Origin of the sequence: Leucobacter weissii (genome assembly GCF_017565745.1) — a bacterium.
GTDB classification, from domain to species: Bacteria; Actinomycetota; Actinomycetes; order Actinomycetales; family Microbacteriaceae; genus Leucobacter; species Leucobacter weissii.
This window is the reverse complement of record NZ_JAGDYM010000001.1, coordinates 149,402-167,412: the sequence shown is the minus strand read 5'-3', so window position 1 is coordinate 167,412 and position 18,011 is coordinate 149,402. Positions and strand designations below refer to the sequence as shown.

At 70.8% G+C, this 18,011-nt stretch carries 10 protein-coding genes and 1 other RNA gene; 10 read left to right on the top strand and 1 reads right to left on the bottom strand.

All coding sequences use genetic code 11. From position 1 onward, the window contains the following. Positions 1–202: 202 nt before the first annotated feature. From J4H92_RS00735 to ffs, 3 genes are all read left to right on the top strand, one after another. Positions 203–1,939 carry an ABC transporter transmembrane domain-containing protein gene (locus tag J4H92_RS00735; RefSeq protein ID WP_208095103.1) on the top strand — a complete coding sequence of 579 codons (1,737 nt, stop codon included), beginning with the start codon at positions 203–205 and terminating at the stop codon, positions 1,937–1,939. Further along, complete coding sequence (locus tag J4H92_RS00730; RefSeq protein WP_208095102.1) at positions 1,939–4,005, top strand: ABC transporter ATP-binding protein; 2,067 nt, start codon at positions 1,939–1,941, stop codon at positions 4,003–4,005. The genes J4H92_RS00735 and J4H92_RS00730 overlap by 1 nt, the downstream gene beginning before the upstream one ends. A gap of 20 nt (positions 4,006–4,025) precedes the next feature. Beyond that, positions 4,026–4,116, top strand: an RNA gene (ffs, locus tag J4H92_RS00725) — signal recognition particle sRNA small type. Between the two features lie 45 nt (positions 4,117–4,161). Here the strand turns inward: ffs and J4H92_RS15205 are convergent. Beyond that, on the bottom strand, positions 4,162–6,165 hold the full coding sequence (locus J4H92_RS15205; protein ID WP_243751832.1) for a helix-turn-helix transcriptional regulator: 2,004 nt from the start codon (positions 6,163–6,165) through the stop codon (positions 4,162–4,164). Here J4H92_RS15205 and J4H92_RS00715 point away from each other — a divergent pair. The 7 genes from J4H92_RS00715 to J4H92_RS00685 all read left to right on the top strand — a co-directional run bounded on the left by J4H92_RS00715 (position 6,164) and on the right by J4H92_RS00685 (position 17,834). After that, positions 6,164–6,622 carry a hypothetical protein gene (locus J4H92_RS00715; protein WP_208095101.1) on the top strand — a complete coding sequence of 153 codons (459 nt, stop codon included), beginning with the start codon at positions 6,164–6,166 and terminating at the stop codon, positions 6,620–6,622. The genes J4H92_RS15205 and J4H92_RS00715 overlap by 2 nt on opposite strands. A 430-nt stretch (positions 6,623–7,052) precedes the next feature. Next, on the top strand, positions 7,053–10,877 hold the full coding sequence (locus J4H92_RS00710; protein WP_208095100.1) for a choice-of-anchor G family protein: 3,825 nt from the start codon (positions 7,053–7,055) through the stop codon (positions 10,875–10,877). Between the two features lie 102 nt (positions 10,878–10,979). Further along, positions 10,980–11,846: a DUF5819 family protein gene (locus J4H92_RS00705; protein WP_208095099.1), complete on the top strand. Its 867-nt coding sequence runs from the start codon at positions 10,980–10,982 to the stop codon at positions 11,844–11,846. Between the two features lie 8 nt (positions 11,847–11,854). Then, positions 11,855–12,904 (top strand): HTTM domain-containing protein, encoded by a 1,050-nt coding sequence (locus J4H92_RS00700; protein WP_208095098.1) that lies wholly within the window; start codon positions 11,855–11,857, stop codon positions 12,902–12,904. Between the two features lie 72 nt (positions 12,905–12,976). Next, on the top strand, positions 12,977–14,455 hold the full coding sequence (locus tag J4H92_RS00695) for a phytoene desaturase family protein (RefSeq protein ID WP_208095097.1): 1,479 nt from the start codon (positions 12,977–12,979) through the stop codon (positions 14,453–14,455). 9 nt (positions 14,456–14,464) lie between these two features. Beyond that, the gene (pta, locus tag J4H92_RS00690; RefSeq protein ID WP_208095096.1) at positions 14,465–16,576 is read left to right on the top strand and encodes a phosphate acetyltransferase; all 2,112 of its coding nucleotides are present in this window, start codon (positions 14,465–14,467) and stop codon (positions 16,574–16,576) included. Positions 16,577–16,640: 64 nt separating this feature from the next. Beyond that, positions 16,641–17,834 (top strand): acetate/propionate family kinase, encoded by a 1,194-nt coding sequence (locus J4H92_RS00685; RefSeq protein ID WP_208095095.1) that lies wholly within the window; start codon positions 16,641–16,643, stop codon positions 17,832–17,834. Positions 17,835–18,011 lie beyond the last annotated feature (177 nt).

The window sequence follows — 18,011 nt, the reverse complement described above, 5'->3', positions numbered from 1 at the left end:
GCTTCACGCCCGCCTGACCGGCGGCGACGCGTTGGGGGGGGGGGCCCCAGGCGGCCCCCCGCCCCGATGCGTCTCCGGGATCATCCGAACGGTGGAACCGACCCGCCCCGTATCATCCCCGCGGGGGATGGCGCACGAGGTTTCGTACTGTTACTCTGAACTGTCCTCGCCCCGGTGAGGCTGTGACTGCGAAAGGAACCCCGTGGCTCTCATCAGATTGACCCTGCGCCACGCCCGGAAATACTGGCCATGGGTCGCCGCGGTGCTCGTGCTCCAGCTGCTCTCGACCATCGCCGCGCTCTGGCTGCCGAGCCTCAACGCGCAGATCATCGACCGCGGCATCGCCACCGGCGATACGGGCTTCATCTGGAGCACCGGCGGTGTGATGCTCGCGGCCGCGCTGGGCCAGGTGATCGCGGCGGTGCTCGCCGTCTACTGCGGCGCCCGCGCCGCGATGGCGATCGGCCGGGATCTGCGCCGCGAGGTGTTCCAGAAGGTGGGCTCGCTCTCGACGCTCGAAGCCACCCGCTTCGGCGCCGGAACGCTCATCACCCGCGGCACGAACGACGTGCAGCAGGTGCAGATGCTCGTGCTCATGACGCTGAACTTCATGGTTGCGGCGCCGATCATGGCGATCGGCGGCATCATCATGGCGCTGCGGGAGGACGCCGGCATGTCGTGGCTCGTGTGGGCCTCGGTCGCGGTGCTCGCCGTCATCGTCGGCTTCCTCGTCCGGCTGCTGCTGCCGCTGTTCCGGCAGATGCAGGAGCGCGTCGACGACATCAACAGCGTGCTGCGCGAGCAGATCATGGGCATCCGCGTCGTCCGCGCCTTCGTGCGCGAGCCCTTCGAGGAGGATCGCTACCGCGTCGCCAACGAGAACATCACCCGTATCTCGGTGCGCGTGGGCCAGGTCTTCGTCGTGATGTTCCCGGTGATCATGATGGTGCTCCACGTCGCCACGGGCGCCGTGCTCTGGTTCGGGGGCCACCGCGTGGACGCCGGCGATGTCGAGATCGGGGCGCTCACGGCGTTCCTGCAATACCTGCTGCAGATCCTGATCGCGGTGATGATGGGCGTGTTCATGGTGATGATGATCCCGCGCGCCGTGGTCTGCGCGGAGCGCATCAGTGATCTGCTCGGCACCGAGTCGACGCTGCGCTTCCCGGAGGAGGCGACCGCGGCCACCCCCACGGCGGGCCGCGTGGAGTTCGACGGGGTCACCTTCGGCTTCCCCGGCGCCGAGCTGCCGGTGATCAAGAACGTCAGCTTCGCGGCGGAACCCGGGACGACGACCGCGATCATCGGCTCGACTGGATCGGGCAAGACCACCCTCCTGGGCCTGATGCTGAGGCTCTTCGACCCGCAGCAGGGCGCCATCACGGTCGACGGGCAACCGGTCGCCGCGCTCACCCGCGCCCAGCTCGCAGAGACCTTCGGCCTCGTTCCGCAACGACCCTACCTCTTCTCGGGCACGGTGGCGTCGAACCTGCGCTTCGGCGACGCCTCCGCGAGCGACGAGGCGCTCTGGACGGCCCTGCGCATCGCGCAGGGCGAGGACTTCGTCCGTGAGATGGAGCGGCAGCTCGACGAGCCCGTCTCGCAGGGCGGCACCAGCGTCTCCGGCGGCCAGCGGCAGCGGCTCTCGATCGCGCGCGTGCTGGTCGCGAAGCCCCGCGTCTACCTCTTCGACGACTCGTTCTCGGCGCTCGACGTCGCGACCGACGCCCGACTCCGGGCGGCGCTGCCCGAGGCCACCGAGAACGCGACGACCATCATCGTCGCCCAGCGCGTCTCGACCATCACCGAGGCGGATCAGATCATCGTCCTCGAGAACGGCGAGGTGGTCGGGATCGGCACCCATGATGAACTGCTCGCCGGCAACGACGTGTACCAGGAGATCGTCGGCTCGCAGCTGACCGAGGCGGAGGCGGCCTGATGGCGCGGAAGAAGAAGCAGGAAGCCGCGGCGGGATCCGGCGCCGGCGCGTCGACCGCCGACGACGAGTTCGAGCTGCCCGACGACTACACCCCCGACGCCGACGACTGGTTCGGCGGGCAGCCCACGAAGAAGGCGAAGCAGTTCTGGCCCGCGGCGAAGCGCTTGATCGGGCTGATCGGGCCGGAGAAGTGGCTGTTCGCGTTCGTGACGCTGCTGGTGGTCGGCTCCGTCGTGCTCACCGTGATCGCACCCAAGGTGCTCGGAGCCGCGATGGATGTGATCTTCAACGGCATCCTCGGATCCCAGCTGCCCGCGGGGGTGCCGCTCGAGGCCGTGATCGAGCAGGCGCGCGCCGACGGCAACGACCAGTTCGCCGACATGCTCACCGGCACCGACGTGGTGCCGGGCGAAGGCATCGACTTCGGCCGCCTGGGCACGCTGATCCTCATCGTGCTGGCGCTCTACCTCGTCGCCTCCTTCCTGATGTGGCTGCAGGGCTTCCTGCTCAACGGCCTGGTCATGCGGATCGTCTACAAGCTGCGGAAGGACATCGAGGAGAAGATCAACCGCCTGCCGCTGTCGTACTTCGACGGGCGGCAGCGCGGCGACGTGCTCTCGCGCGTGACGAACGACGTCGACAACATCCAGCAGGCGCTCCAGCAGGCGTTCTCCCAGCTCGTCCAGTCGGCGCTCATGATCATCGGCATCGGCGCGATGATGTTCGTCGTCTCCTGGCAGCTCGCGCTCATCGCCCTCATCGCGCTCCCCCTCTCCGGCATCATCGTCGGCGTCGTCGGCGTGCGCGCGCAGAAGCTCTTCACCGCGCAGTGGAAGCGGACGGGCGCCCTGAACGGGCACATCGAGGAATCGTTCACGGGGCACGAGCTGATCCGCGTCTTCAACCAGGACGCCGCATCTCACCGGGAGTTCGATTCCCGGAACGAGTCCCTGTTCGACGCCTCGTTCAAGGCGCAGGCGCTCTCGGGCTCCATGATGCCGGCGATGCAGTTCGTGCAGTACCTCACCTACGTGCTCGTCGCCGTGGTCGGCGGGCTCCGCGTCACCGCCGGGCAGATGACGCTCGGCGATGTCACGGCGTTCATCCAGTACTCGCGCGAGTTCGCGCAGCCGATCGGCGAGATCGCCGGCATGGCGAACATGCTGCAGTCCGGTGTCGCCTCCGCGGAGCGCACCTTCGAGCTGCTCGACGCGGAGGAGCAGGAGCCGGACACCTCGAGCGAGCGGCTTCCGGATCGCGCCACCGGCCACGTCCGCTTCGAGGAGGTGGCGTTCAGCTACGATCCCGAGCAGTCGCTGATCGAGGATCTCTCGCTCGAGGTGCAACCGGGCCAGACGGTGGCGATCGTGGGGCCGACCGGGGCGGGCAAGACCACGCTGGTCAACCTCATCATGCGGTTCTACGAGCTGGACGCGGGACGGATCCTGCTCGACGGCGTCGATATCACCCGCATCTCGCGGGCCGATCTGCGCGGCCACGTCGGCATGGTGCTGCAGGACGCCTGGCTCTTCGGCGGGACGATCCGCGAGAACATCCGCTACGGCAGGCTCGACGCCACCGACGACGAGGTCGTGGCGGCGGCCGAGGCGACGATGGTGGACCGCTTCGTCCGTCAACTGCCCGAGGGCTACGACACCGTGATCGCGGAGAACGCCTCCTCGCTGTCGGCGGGCGAGCGCCAGCTGCTCACGATCGCGCGCGCCTTCCTCTCCGATCCGTCGCTGCTGATCCTCGACGAGGCGACGTCCTCCGTCGACACCCGCACCGAGGTGCTCGTGCAGCAGGCCATGCGCGCGCTGCGAGCCGATCGCACCTCCTTCGTGATCGCCCACCGGCTGTCCACCATCCGCGACGCCGATACGATCCTCATGATGGAGCACGGTCGCATCGTGGAGCAGGGCTCGCACGAAGAGCTGCTGGAGCGGCGGGGCGCCTACGCCGAGCTCTACGAGTCGCAGTTCAGCGCACCGGCCGCGGAAGCGGTCGCGCACGATCACGGCTCGGCGCCTCACGGTCTCCCGGCGGAGGGGCGCCCGACCGCGTAGGACTGGGGTAGGATTGATGCCAGCCCTCATGCGGCGGCATCTTTGTGAACTCCCCCAGGCCGGAAACGGAGCAAGGGTAGCGGAGCTCTGCCGGGTGCATGAGGGTCTTCTCGTTCCGGGCGCGGACCCGAGCGCGGCCGCGCGCGACGCGACGCATCAGCCGAGCGCCTGGCCGGACGCCGCGCTCCGCGCACCCGAACGGCGGGCCGACGCCCGAGTCCCGCCGAGCAGTTGCAGTTCCGCGAGCTCCCCGCGCGTCGAGACGCCGAGCTTGGCCCTGGCCTGCGCGAGATGCGATTCGACCGTGCGGGTGCTGCAATGGAGTTCTTCGGCGATCTCTCGGTTCGCGAGCCCCTGCGCCGCGAGGGCGGCGGCCTCGTGCTCGCGCGGCGTCAGGCGCACGTAGGTGCTCGTGGGCAGGTCGCCGCGCCGGTACCAGGCCACGCGACGCTCGAGCTGCTGCTCGATGTCGGCGAGCTGCTCGTCGCAGCGTTTCACCCCTCCGACGGTCCGTCGGCTGAGGAGTATCTCCCGGGTCCCGCTCAGGGCCGCCGCGGCCGGACCCCAGAGCTCGAGCCGGCGCAGACGTCCGGCCACCTTGAGCAGATCCGCGGGGTGCTGCGCCTCCGCGGCCGCCAGGTGCGTCGCCGCGAGCCGAATCACCGGGAGCAGCCGACCGTCATGGGGGTTGACCTCGCGGAGCCCCAGCCAGGTCTGGCGGTCGCCCGAGAGGTAGCCGACGAGACGCCCGACGAAGCCGGGATCTCCGGCCTGCGGGTGCTCGGGCTCCGAGCCGGTCGCCGTCAGGAGCGCCCGCAGGACGCCGTCGGCGTAGTCGCGCAGGCGGAGCGGGACGAAGCGAGGGATGCGGCGCAGGAAGCGCTGCCACTCGAGCAGCGCGCGCCAGGGGTCGCCGCAGGCGAGTGCGGTCGCAGCGGCGAGAACGTGGTCGAGCCAGAGCGCATGATAGTCGTGGCCGGCCAGCGCCCGCGCGGAGGACTGCAGCTCGTCGCGGCGCAGCGCGTACTCCCCGGTCATGAGCACCGTGAGCGCGTGGGCGAGCAGCTGGGTGCCGAACAGCTGCCGGGAGGCCTCCGACGCCCGCGGTTCCGGCTGGGGAAGCTGCCGCCCGGAGGTCAGCCAGGATCCGCTGGGGAGCCGCCCCCGCCAGACCTCATCGAGGTCCGCGAGCGCGCGGGCGAGCTCCCGCACCTCCGGGCGTGCGCCGCTCAGGGCGATCTCGCGGAGTCGCCCGATGCGGTCCACGATCGGCCCGGTGGTGTTCCACGTCCGGAAGACGAACTCGGCATCGCGCACAGCGGGCGACGCTCCGGCCGTGCGAGCCGCGGGGACGGGAGCGGGCGTCGTCGCCCGCTCCCGGAGCTGCGCGGCCAGGAACAGCGCGGTGAGCCCCTCGGCCGAGTCCGCGCTCGGAGGTACCGAGGCCAGTTCGGCGAGCCCGGCCTCCGGCCCCGCCAGCACGCTCAGGGTCTTCGCGCGGTGCAGGGGGTCGATCGGCAGGTCCAGACGCTCCATCCACACCAGCAGGGTCCGCACCGGCGCCTCGTCCCCGAACTCGACGAGATCGGCGGAGGCGCGGGAGAGGATCCTGGACCGGCTCTCGGAGAAGGCCGGCCCGCGATCCGCGCCGAGCGGGTGCGCGCGGAGCGCCCGCACGCAGAGCGCGTTCTCCGCTTCCGAGAGCGGCAGGCCGAGCCCCTCCTGGTTCAGCAGCCGCTCGGCGACGGCCTCGCGCCGCCGCTCCGTGGCGGCGGGCGCGGCGTACGGGCGGAGCGCCGCGGCGATCATGAGCGGCACGGAGAACAGGGCGCGATCCCTCTCGCGGTGCAGCGCTCCGCGCTCGATCAGCAGGCTCACGATCTCGCCGCCCATCAGATCCTCCGCCCCCGGAAGATCGATCGGCTCGATCTCGGAGAGCGCGATGGCCGCGGCCGCGGCCTCGGCGGGCAGCGGCCCGATCGAACGGGCGATACTGTGCAGCGCGGGCAGATGCAGCCCGCCACGGAGGTTCTCCGGCAGACCGGGACGCGGGCTCCTGACCAGCTCGCCCGTGCTCGCGAGTGCGAGCAGGTCGAGCGCCCACCGGGGCCGTCCCACGGCGAGCGCGGTCAGCGCGTAGGCGGCCGAAGAGCTGAGCATGGTCGGGCTGCGCTCGTGCGCCAGCCGCTCGATGGTCCGATCGGAAAGGGGGGTCGAGCCGGACGATGCCGAACTCCTCGAACACCCGCCGCGCACGCTCCGCCTCTTCGGTCAGTCGGCCGAGCACCCGCTCATAGGAGCTGCTGCGGTTGGCGTCCTCCAGCGCCGCGGCGCAGCGCCCGCCGGCGCGGCACCGGTCGGCGAGCGCCATGAGCAGGGGGAGGTCGGCGTGCTCGAGCCCGTCGACCAGCAGCACCGCGGCGCGGTCGCTCTCCCGGATCCGCTCGGCGGCGGCCTCCGCGCAGTCGAGGTGGGCGATCGCGACTCCGCGGCCGCGCAGGAGCCTCCCCGACATCAGCAGGGCATGGCTTCTGCCCACACCGTTGGGGCCCGTGACGAACACATTCCCACCGGCGGCGAGATCGTCCGCGATCCTCGCCGAAATCTCCCCCCGTAGGTCTGTGTCCGCTTTCCCCATGGCCGAAACTCCTCGCCGAGTTCTGCTCCGGTCCGTGCGCGCGAGCCGGATCTCCCCCGCTTCCGACGATAGCCGGTCCCCAGGAGCGGTCCAGTGACTTTGCGGCCACTTGTCATCACGTTACGGTCACGCCGATGCTCGGCCGCTCTGCAGCTGAGATCGATCTGCGCGCGAACCGGGTACTTCTCCCCGGACAGCGCCGCGCGAGGAGACAGAGACGACGATTCAGTAGTGACGCTCTCGCGTCTCAGTAATCGTGCGCTGGCGCATGCGTACTACGGAGACCCATAGGAGAGCCCGGTCCCCCTGACCTAGGCTCCCCCGTAACTGCTACTCCTCGGCACTCCCGTAGGGCGAGCACAGGATTCGCAGTCGTGATTCATCTGATGCCGCTGAGAGGAGAGGTCCGATGCACACCAGAACGAGGGAACATCCTCGATGGCGATCCCGAGCGCTCAGCCTGTTGACGGCCACCGCGATGGTGATCGCACCGGGTGTGCTGCACGCACCCGCCGCCTTCGCGGACACCCACACGGTGTCCGCCGACTCGGCGGCGCACGGCCACTGGCTCTGGGCCGAAGGGCTCGGGCTCGACGTCGCCGGAGCGGCCTACACGCAGACGGAGTATCCGGACACGCCGGGACCGGCGACGGATCCCCTCAACGTCAGCGTGCTGAACGGGCTGGGAACCCTGCAGGTGGGCACCGTCCCCCTGCCGCTCATCAAGCCGACGCCTGAAGACCCGGGGCTGCTCGCCTTGGGCAACCTCGGGCTCATCTCGAGCTACAGCGCCTCGCCGAGCGCGACCGAGTCGACCGCGTCCAGCGGACTCATCAACTCCGACGGCTCGCTCAACTTCGACGCCGTGAACAGCGGCGGCTACGGAACCGCCCGCCTCGATGCGAACGCCCTGCTGTCGCAGGTGATCGACCAGACCCTCGTCGACACGCTCGTCGACGAAGCGGCCATCGAGATCGGAGCGCTCGGCTCCCGCGCTTCGAGCAACGCCGGCACGGTCAGCGACGAGTACGCGCTCGGCGACCTGACGCTGGATGTGCACAGCCCGGCGGTGGCCGGGCTGGTGACGCAGCTGGAGGGCGGCTTGGGCACTGCGCTGCAGCCGATCCAGGATCTGCTCGGGCCCGGAGGCGCCATCGAGACGACGCTCGCCGGAGTCATCAACACCATCAACCTCCTTCCGCTGACCTCCGCCACGCTCAACAGCGCCTCGATCGACACGCAGTCGCTGGTCGACGAGATCCGGACCTCCCTGCTCGCCTCACCGCTCTCGAACGCCGACGGCAGCGTGGTCGTCGATCTGAGCACCGGAACCATCTACGCGGACCTCGGCGCGCTCGTGGTGGACCGGACCGGCGCGACGAGCCTGAGCAGCCTCGGTGCGAACACCGAGGTATTGCACGGAGACACCGTCAACGCCATCCTCGACGGAGTCTCCGACGCACTCATCGGCGCCGGCGAGAACTCCCTGATCTCGAAGACCGTCGACCTGGTCACCGAAGGCATCTACAACGTCGAAGTGGACATCAGCATTCAGGCCGCTATCAGCGTCCCGAGCATCATTCCACCGTTCAACCCCGTTCCCCTGGTCAACGCACCGGTCACGATCAACGGCACCATCGGAGGATTCACGAACGCCCCCGGTCACGACGCTCCGATCGTAGACACGAGCCAGATCAACGTCGCCGGCATTCCGGTGGGCGCGGTCCTGCAACCGATCACCAACGCCCTCACCGGCGCGATCGCACCGATCGGAGCAGCGCTGAACTCCGTGGTGAACGACCTCCTCGACGATCTGCAGCCGACGCTCACCTCGTCGATCTCCCCGATCGTCTCGGGATTGCTGACGGACGGACTCGGCCCGGTACTGCGCGGGATCGCGAGCATCACGATCAACCACCAGCCGACCGCATCGCCGATCGACGCCGACGGCGGGGATCTGGGGGCCGGATCCTTCACCGTGCGGGCACTGAACATCAGCCTGCTGCCGAACGTCTCGCCCAACGGCGCCGTCGCGCTGGAGTTCGGGTCTTCGTCGGTGCGCGCTCTGGACGAGGATCCGGGAACTGACCCCGGAACGGATCCGGGCACCGATCCCGGAACGGACCCGGGTACCGATCCCGGAACTGATCCAGGGACCGACCCCGGAACTGATCCTGGTACCGACCCTGGAACGGACCCCGGTACCGATCCCGGAACTGACCCGGGCACGGACCCCGGAACAGATCCGGGCACCGATCCCGGAACTGACCCAGGCACCGACCCCGGAACGGACCCGGGCACCGACCCGGGCACGGACCCCGGCACCGATCCCGGAACTGACCCGGGCACCGACCCTGGAACTGAGCCGGGCACCGATCCGGGCACGGACCCCGGAACAGATCCGGGCACCGATCCGGGCACGGACCCCGGCACCGATCCTGGAACGGACCCCGGCACTGATCCTGGTACTGACCCCGGAACGGACCCTGGAACTGATCCGGGCACGGACCCCGGAACTGATCCCGGTACCGACCCAGGCACTGACCCAGGGACCGACCCCGGAACGGACCCGGGTACCGACCCGGGCACCGACCCAGGGACCGACCCCGGAACGGACCCGGGTACCGACCCGGGCACGGACCCGGGCACCGACCCTGGAACGGACCCCGGAACGGACCCGGGCACCGACCCTGGAACGGACCCCGGAACGGACCCGGGTACCGACCCAGGGACCGACCCCGGAACGGACCCGGGTACCGACCCGGGCACGGACCCGGGCACCGACCCCGGAACTGACCCGGGCACCGATCCCGGTACTGACCCGGGTACCGATCCTGGAACCGACCCGGGCACGGACCCCGGCACCGATCCTGGCACGGACCCCGGTACCGATCCGGGCACGGACCCCGGAACTGACCCGGGCACCGACCCTGGTACGGATCCAGGTACGGATCCAGGTACCGATCCCGGAACTGACCCGGGCACCGATCCCGGTACTGACCCGGGCACGGATCCAGGCACCGACCCCGGAACGGACCCAGGCACCGATCCCGGTACGGACCCCGGAACTGACCCGGGCACCGACCCCGGAACGGACCCAGGCACCGATCCCGGTACGGACCCCGGAACTGACCCGGGCACCGACCCCGGTACTGACCCGGGCACCGACCCCGGTACGGATCCGGGCACCGATCCCGGAACTGACCCGGGCACGGATCCAGGCACCGATCCTGGTACGGATCCCGGTACTGACCCGGGCACCGACCCCGGAACTGACCCGGGCACGGATCCAGGCACCGATCCTGGTACGGATCCCGGTACTGACCCGGGCACCGACCCCGGTACCGACCCGGGCACGGATCCAGGCACCGACCCCGGTACGGATCCAGGCACCGATCCCGGTACGGATCCCGGTACCGACCCGGGCACCGATCCTGGAACGGACCCCGGTACTGACCCGGGCACCGACCCTGGAACGGATCCGGGCACCGACCCCGGTACGGATCCAGGCACCGATCCCGGAACTGACCCGGGCACGGACCCCGGCACCGACCCTGGTACTGACCCCGGAACGGACCCGGGCACGGATCCAGGCACCGATCCTGGTACGGATCCCGGTACTGAGCCGGGCACCGATCCCGGAACGGACCCAGGTACGGATCCCGGTACCGACCCGGGCGACGACGAAACCGCTTCGCTGACGGCCACCCCCAGCCCGGTGACCCGGGGTGAGACGGTGATCCTCGACGGTGCCCGGTTCCTCCCCGGCGAGGATGTGGAGCTGGCGCTGCCGGATGGCTCGACCATCGTCGTGGCCGCCGGAGCAGCAGCCTCGGCCTCGGCTGCAGCCGCGGTGCAGGCGGTGCCCGCACCAGGGGCCGCAGCCGGAACCTTCAGCACCACCTGGCGAGTACCGTCGAACTTCGCCCTCGGTGCGACCACGTTCACAGCCGAAGGGCTGGAGAGCGGTCGCGTCGCACAGGCGAGCGTGACGGTCATCGCCGAGGCGGCCGCCGACACGTCCACCGATCCGGGCAGCGATCCGGGCAGCCGCACGGATCCGGGCACGGATCCCGCGGGTGGGCCGGGAGCGAAGCCGGGCACCGGCATCGCCGTCACCGGTTCCGAGGCGCTCCCGATGCTCCCACTGGCGCTCTCCTTGATCGCCGGCGGGGCGCTGCTGGTGCTCGCGGCGAGGCAGGTCGTGCGGCGCCGCCGGCAGCAGGCTCCGTAGGCGCCCCTCCGCGGTGAACGACGGCCCCGGCGACGAGATTCGTCCCGGGGCCGTCGTCCCCGTGTGAGATAGTGATGGTGAGATCCACGAGAGGGGAAGGCAGTGACCGCCACCGAAACCGCGCAAGGGAGCGCGGAACCCGCTGCGGAACCCGCTCAGCCGAAGCCGCGCCTCGCCGCTCAGATCACGGCGGCGGTGGCGGTCGTGCTCCTCGGCATCCACATGTTCTTCACCGCCGTCTACAACACGCCCTCCACAACCGTGAGATACGACGTGCTGCCGGGCACGGCCGCCGACCGATACATCCGCCCGTACCTGGTGCAGGACTACAAGATCTTCGCACCCGACCCCGCCGACACCGACCGGCAGCTGTGGGTCCGCGCCTGGGTCGAGCTGCCGAGCGGCGACCGGGTGCGCACCGACTGGGTCAACGCTTCCCACGTCGAGCTCTCCGAGCCCTACCGCAGGACGCTGCGCAAGCAGCTCTCAGTGGTCGGCGCCGAGCGGCTCATGGGCGCCTACCGGGCCCTGGGGGACGCGCACCGCTCGGTCGTGGCCGAGAACCACCTGGACGGGGCCGAGCTCTATCCGCTGCACGACGCGATGGTGGCGGCCGACGACTCCGATCCCGAAGCGGTCGGCGATTTCATCCGGGCCGCCAACTACGCGGCCTCGTACGCGACCCAGGTCTCCCTCGCGCTGTGGGGGGACGAGGGCGAGATCATCGGGGTGCAGACCCGAGCGGTCTACGATCCGGTCATCAGGTGGAACGATCGGCACGACCCGCAGGCGAGCCGGCCCCCGGCCTCCTACACGGATCTCGGATGGGTGCCCCCGCTGGAATGGGAGGGTCAGGACCGCGAGGCCTTCGCAGACACCTTCCGCGCCTGGTCCGAGCGCGCCGGAGTCGAGCCGGGCATGGAGGACGCCGTCGCAGAGACGACCGAAGACCATCAGGGGGCGGAATGAACGGTCGGATGATCGGGAGCATCTGGGATCGCGCCGCCCACTGGCTCCTCGACCAGCGCCACGCCACCTACGGCCTGGCCCTGCTGCGCATCGGCATGGGGACCATGACGGTCGTCGTCCTCGCCCTCTACCTCCCCAACTTCTCCTACACCTTCGGGCAAGGAGGGCGCTGGGGAGAGGCGCTGTTCCGCAACTCGTCGGTCGACGAGTACGCCTGGCCCATCCCGCTGATCTTCTCCCGAGACGATCCCGACAGCATCCAGCTGGCGAAGATCCTGCTCCTGATGGGGGTGGCAACCATCTACGCACTGGGTTGGCGCATGCGGATCACATCGCCGGTCTTCGTGCTGATGTGGCTGAGCTTCAGCGCTCTCAACCCGGTGGTCACCAACACCGGTCACTATCAGACCTTCCGGATCTTCCTGATCTTCCTCCTGTTCGCAGACACGTCGCGGCGATGGTCGCTCGACGCCCGCCGCCGTGCGCGCCGCGAGGCCGAGGATCCGGCGCTCGGTCTCTCGCGGTGGCGCGTGCCGCGCTGGTTCCCGGTGCTGAGCAACAACATCGCGGTGCTGCTGATCGGATATCAGCTCTGCGTCATCTACGTGACGAGCGCGCTGTGGAAGCTGCAGGGAACCACCTGGATCTCCGGGGTGGCCGCCTACTACCCGCTGCAGCTCGAAGAGCTGACCCTCATCCCGTGGCTCAATCACCTGGCCTGGCAGGTCACGCCGATCCTGTTCCTGGCCTCCTGGCTGAGCGTGTACGGCCAGCTCCTGTTCCCGCTGATGCTGATCAATCGGTGGACCCGCATCGCGGGTCTGATCATCGTGACCGGGATGCACGCCTCCATCGCCGTGCTCCTGGCCCTGCCGTGGTTCTCGCTGCTCATGATCCTCGGCGACATGATCTTCATCCGGGACCGCAGTTGGCGCGCGCTGGCCGACCGCCTCCGCAGGCGCCCCCTCCTCGCCCGGCGCAGCGCGGCGCGGGCGGACGACGACGCGGCCCGGCCGGCCGGCGTCTCGGCGACCGCCGAGACCGCCCGGCACGGATGAGCCCGGCGCATGGAGCTGTAGGCTCGGACCCATGTGGAGCCTGCAGGGACTTCTGAGCCGAGGGGCGCGGCCATGACGGGGCCGGCCGCGGTGATCGGCTCGGGGCCGAACGGTCTCGCCGCCGCAGTCACGCTCGCGCGGGCCGGCGTACCGGTCACCGTCTTCGAGGCCGCGGAGACCGCTGGGGGCGGCATGCGCACCTCGGAGCTGGTCGCCCCCGGAGTGCTCCACGACGTGTGCTCGGCGATCCACCCCCTCGCCCTCGCCACCGGCTTCTTCGGGGAGTTCGCCCTCGCCCGACGGGTCGACTTCGTCGTGCCCGAGGCCTCGTACGCCCACCCGCTCGACGGGCGACGGGCCGCGGTCGCCTACCGGGATCTCGGCCGGACCGCCGCGGAGCTCGGTCCGGACGGCCGGGCCTACGCGCGGCTGCTGCGCCCGATCCTGCGACGCATCGACGGGGCGGTCGACTTCGCGTTCGGCGGCAGCATGCTCCGTCTTCCGCGGGATCCGGTCGCCGCCGCGACCGTGGCGCTGCGCGCGCTCGAGCAGGGATCCCCGGCCTGGAACGCGCGCTTCGGCGACGGCGACGGCGCGGCGCTCCTCACGGGCGCGTTCGCCCACGGGATCGGAGCGATGCCGAGCCCCTCGACGGCGGCCGTCGGCCTGCTGCTCGGCGCGCTCGCCCACGCGAGCGGCTGGCCCGTGCCCGTCGGCGGTTCGCAGGCGATCTCGGACGCGCTCACCGCCGACCTGCGTGCGCACGGCGGCCGCCTCGAGACCGGACATGCCGTGGACGATGCGCGCGAACTCGACGCCTTCGCCGTCAAGATCTTCGACACCTCCGCGAGGGACCTCGCCGGCATCGCCGGCGACCTGCTGCCCCGCCGCTACCGCCGCGCTCTGAGCCGGTTCCGTCCGGGGAACGGCGTCGCCAAGGTCGATCTCGTGCTCGACGGACCCGTGCCCTGGCGGGATCCGCGCGTCGCCGCGGCGCCCACCGTGCACCTCGGCGGCTCCAGAGGCGAGATCGCCGCGGCCGAGCGCGAGGTCGCGCGCGGGCGCCACCCGGATCGCCCCTTCGTGCTCCTCGCCCAGCCGACCGATTTCGATCCCGGTCGCAACCCGGCGGGCGTGCACGCGATCTGGAGCTACACCCATGTCCCCGCGGGATCCGACACCGACGTCTCGGAGCGGGTGATCGCGCAGATCGAGCGCTTCGCGCCCGGAGTCCGGGACCTCGTCCGGGCGGTCAGGACGACGACGGCCGAGGCCCTCGCGGGGTACAACCGCAACTACATCGGCGGCGACATCGCCGGCGGCGCCGTGACCCTGAGGCAGCTCCTCGCCCGCCCTGCGCTGTCGCGCGAACCCTGGCGCACGCCCGCGCGGGGCGTCTACCTCGCATCGTCGTCGACGGCGCCCGGACCGGGTGTGCACGGCCTCGCCGGGTGGTACGCCGCGCGCGCGGCTCTGCGCCACGACTATCGGCTGCCCGCGCCCCGCCTCGGACTCGACGGCGGTGTTCCCGGCGGGGACGCCGGACAGTAGACTTGCAGCGTGGTCGCCTCGCTCTACCTCACCTCCGCGGAAGGCCGTACCGGGAAGAGCGCGATCGCGCTCGGGGTCCTCGACGCGATGCTCGTCGACGCCCCGAGAGTCGGGGTGTTCCGCCCGCTGATCCGCGACCGCGCTGAGCGCGACCGGGTGCTCGAACTCCTCCGATCGCGAGCGACCGCAGATATTCCCTATGCGGAATGCATCGGCGCGACGTATGAGGAGGCGCACAACGATCCCGACGCCGCGATCACCAGGATCGTCGCCGCCTACCGCTCGCTCGCCTCCCGCTGCGACGCGGTGCTCGTCGTCGGCAGCGACTTCACCGACGTCGCCGTGCCGACGGAGCTGGCCTTCAACGCCCGGATCGCCGCCAACCTCGACGCGCCGGTGCTGCTCATCCTCGGCGGTCGCATGCAGAATGGCCCGGAGACCCTCGGGCAGTCCCTCCCCCGCACGGCGGTCGATCTGGCGCAGGTCGCCGAGCTCGGACTGCACGAGCTGCGGGCCGCCCACGCGACCGTGCTCGCCGCCCTGGTCAATCGCGCCGACCCCTCCGCGCTCGAGGCGATCGTGGAGGAGGTGTCCGCGGTGCTCCCGGCGGACACGCCGGTATGGGCGCTTCCCGAGGACCTGGGTCTGGTGGCACCGTCCGTCTCCGCGGTGATCTCGGAGCTCGACGGCGCACTGATCCGGGGCAGCCAGGAGATGCTGGGCCGCGAGGTGCGCAGAATCGTCATCGCCGGCATGTCGATGGAGAACGTCCTGCCCCGCCTGCTCGAGGGCTCGGCCGTCGTCATCGCCGCCGATCGCGCGGAGACCCTCCTGGCGGTCGTGATGGCGCACGAGGCCCCGACGTTCCCGAGTCTGGCGGCGGTGGTGCTGAACGGCGACTTCCCCCTGCCCCCGGACGTGGAACGGTTGCTCGACGGCATCGGCTCGACCCTCCCGATCGTGCGGTCGGCGCTCGGCACCTTCGACACCGCGCAGCGCATCACCCAGGCCCGCGGTCTGCTGAGCGCCGAGACCCCGACCCGCATCGACACCGTGATCGGGCTGTTCCGCGAGCACGTCGACACGGCGCTGCTCAGGGGGCGCCTGCAGGTCCACCCCGGAGGGGTGCGCACGCCCATCATGTTCGCCTACGAGCTGTTCGAACGCGCCGCTGCCTCCGACGCCCGCATCGTCCTCCCCGAGGGAGAGGACGACCGCATCCTTCGCTCCGCGGGAATCCTGCTGGCCCGCGGCACCGTGCGGCTCACCCTGCTCGGGGACGAGGAGTCGCTCCGCTCGCGGGCCGCGCGGCTCGGGATCGAGCTCGACGGGGCCGAGGTGGTCGACCCCGAGACCTCGCCGTTGCGAGAGCGCTTCATCGCCGAGTACGCGCGACTCCGCTCGCACAAGGGCGTGACCGTCGAGGCGGCGGCGGATCAGATCTCCGATGCCACGGTCTTCGGCACGATGATGGTGCACCTCGGGCTCGCCGACGGGATGGTGTCCGGGGCGGCGCACACGACCGCCCACACCATCCGCCCCGCGCTGCAGATCATCAGGACCAAGCCCGGAGTCTCCGTGGTGTCGAGCGTCTTCTTCATGGCTCTGGCCGACCGCGTCCTCGTCTACGGCGACTGCGCGGTGAACCCGACGCCGACGGCGGAACAGCTCGCCGACATCGCGATCTCCTCCGCCGAAACCGCTGAGCAGTTCGGCGTCGAGCCGCGCGTGGCGATGCTCTCCTACTCCACCGGGGAGTCCGGGTCGGGCGCGGATGTCGACAAGGTGCGGCACGCCACCGCTCTCGCCCGGCAGGCCAGACCCGATCTGCTCATCGAGGGCCCGATGCAGTACGACGCGGCGATCGACGCCTCGGTGGGCGCCTCCAAGCTGCCGGGATCGAAGGTTGCCGGGCGCGCGACGGTCTTCATATTCCCCGACCTGAATACCGGGAACAACACCTACAAGGCCGTGCAGCGCTCGGCCGGCGCGGTCGCGGTGGGTCCGGTCCTGCAAGGACTGAACAAACCCGTGAACGATCTCTCCCGCGGCGCGACCGTCGAGGACATCTTGAACACGGTGGCCATCACGGCGGTGCAGAAGCCGTCTGGCCGGGGATGACCGGGCAGGGCCTCCGGAATCGCGCACAGGGCGGCGACGCGAGCAAGGACAGGGGAGTGCATCCGTGCCGAACGTACTGGTGATCAACGCGGGATCGTCCTCGATCAAGTATCAGCTGATCGACCCGCTGGCCGAGCATCGTCTCGCCTCCGGCGTGATCGAGCGGATCGGCGAGGATCGCGGCGCGCTGCGGCATCGCAGCGGCGACGACGAGATCGAGCGCGCGCTCCGCATCGCCGATCATCGGGCGGGTTTCGCCGCGTTGACCGAGGCCTTCGCCGACGCGGGCCTTCCGCTCGACCGCCTCGACGTCGCCGTCGTCGGTCACCGCGTGGTGCAGGGCGGCAGCGAGTTCCTCGCCCCGACGCTCGTCGACGATACCGTCGCGGCGAGGATCGCGGCGCTCTCCGAGCTCGCGCCGCTGCACAATCCCGGACATCACCAAGCCATCGTCGCGGCTCGGGCGGCCTTTCCCGGCGTGCCGCACGTCGCGGTGTTCGACACCGCGTTCCACCAGTCCATGCCCGAGTCCGCATACACCTATGCGATTGACACCGCGACCGCGCGCGCGCACGGGGTGAGACGATACGGCTTCCACGGCATCTCGCACGAGGTCGTCTCGCGCCGCGCCGCGCGGCTGCTCGGAAGGCCCGTGCGCGAGCTGCGCCAGGTCGTCCTCCATCTGGGCAACGGGGCGTCGGTCTGCGCGGTCGATCGCGGGCGCTCGATCGACACCTCGATGGGGATGACTCCCCTCGAGGGACTCGTGATGGGCACCCGCAGCGGCGACATCGATCCCGGTGCGCTGCTGCACCTCTCGCGGGCCGGGATCGACGCCGACGCCCTCGACGAGCTGCTCAACAAGCGCTCCGGGCTGCTCGGGCTGGCCGGCTCCAACGACATGCGCGACGTGCGCGCGGCCGCGCTCGGGGGCGACCCGGCGGCGCGACTCGCCCTCTCCGTCTACGTGCGCCGGATCCGCCACTACCTGGGGGCGTATCTGCTCGAGCTGGGCGGGGCGGATGCCGTGGTCTTCACGGCCGGCGTGGGCGAGAACAACGCCTGGCTGCGCGGCGAGGTGTGCGCCGAGCTGGGATGGTTCGGGATCGAGATCGATCCCTCCCGGAACGACGACCCGGCCGACGGCGCTCGGATCATCAGCAGCGACGATTCCCGCGTGGCCGTGCTCGTGGTGCCCACCGACGAGGAGGCCGAGATCGCGCGCCAGTCCTGGGCGCTGGTCTCCGCGCCCCGCTAGCCCGCCTCCTTTCCTCCGCCCCCTCGCGCTTCCCCTTCCCTTCCTCCCTTCCTCTCCCGCTTCCCTTCCCGCGGGGTGTGGACGCGAAGCGCCCTTTCCCTCCCTGTCAAAGGGCACTTCGGGCCCACAGGAGGCAGGCGAACGCGCCGCACCCGGGCACCTCCGAAGCCGGCGACA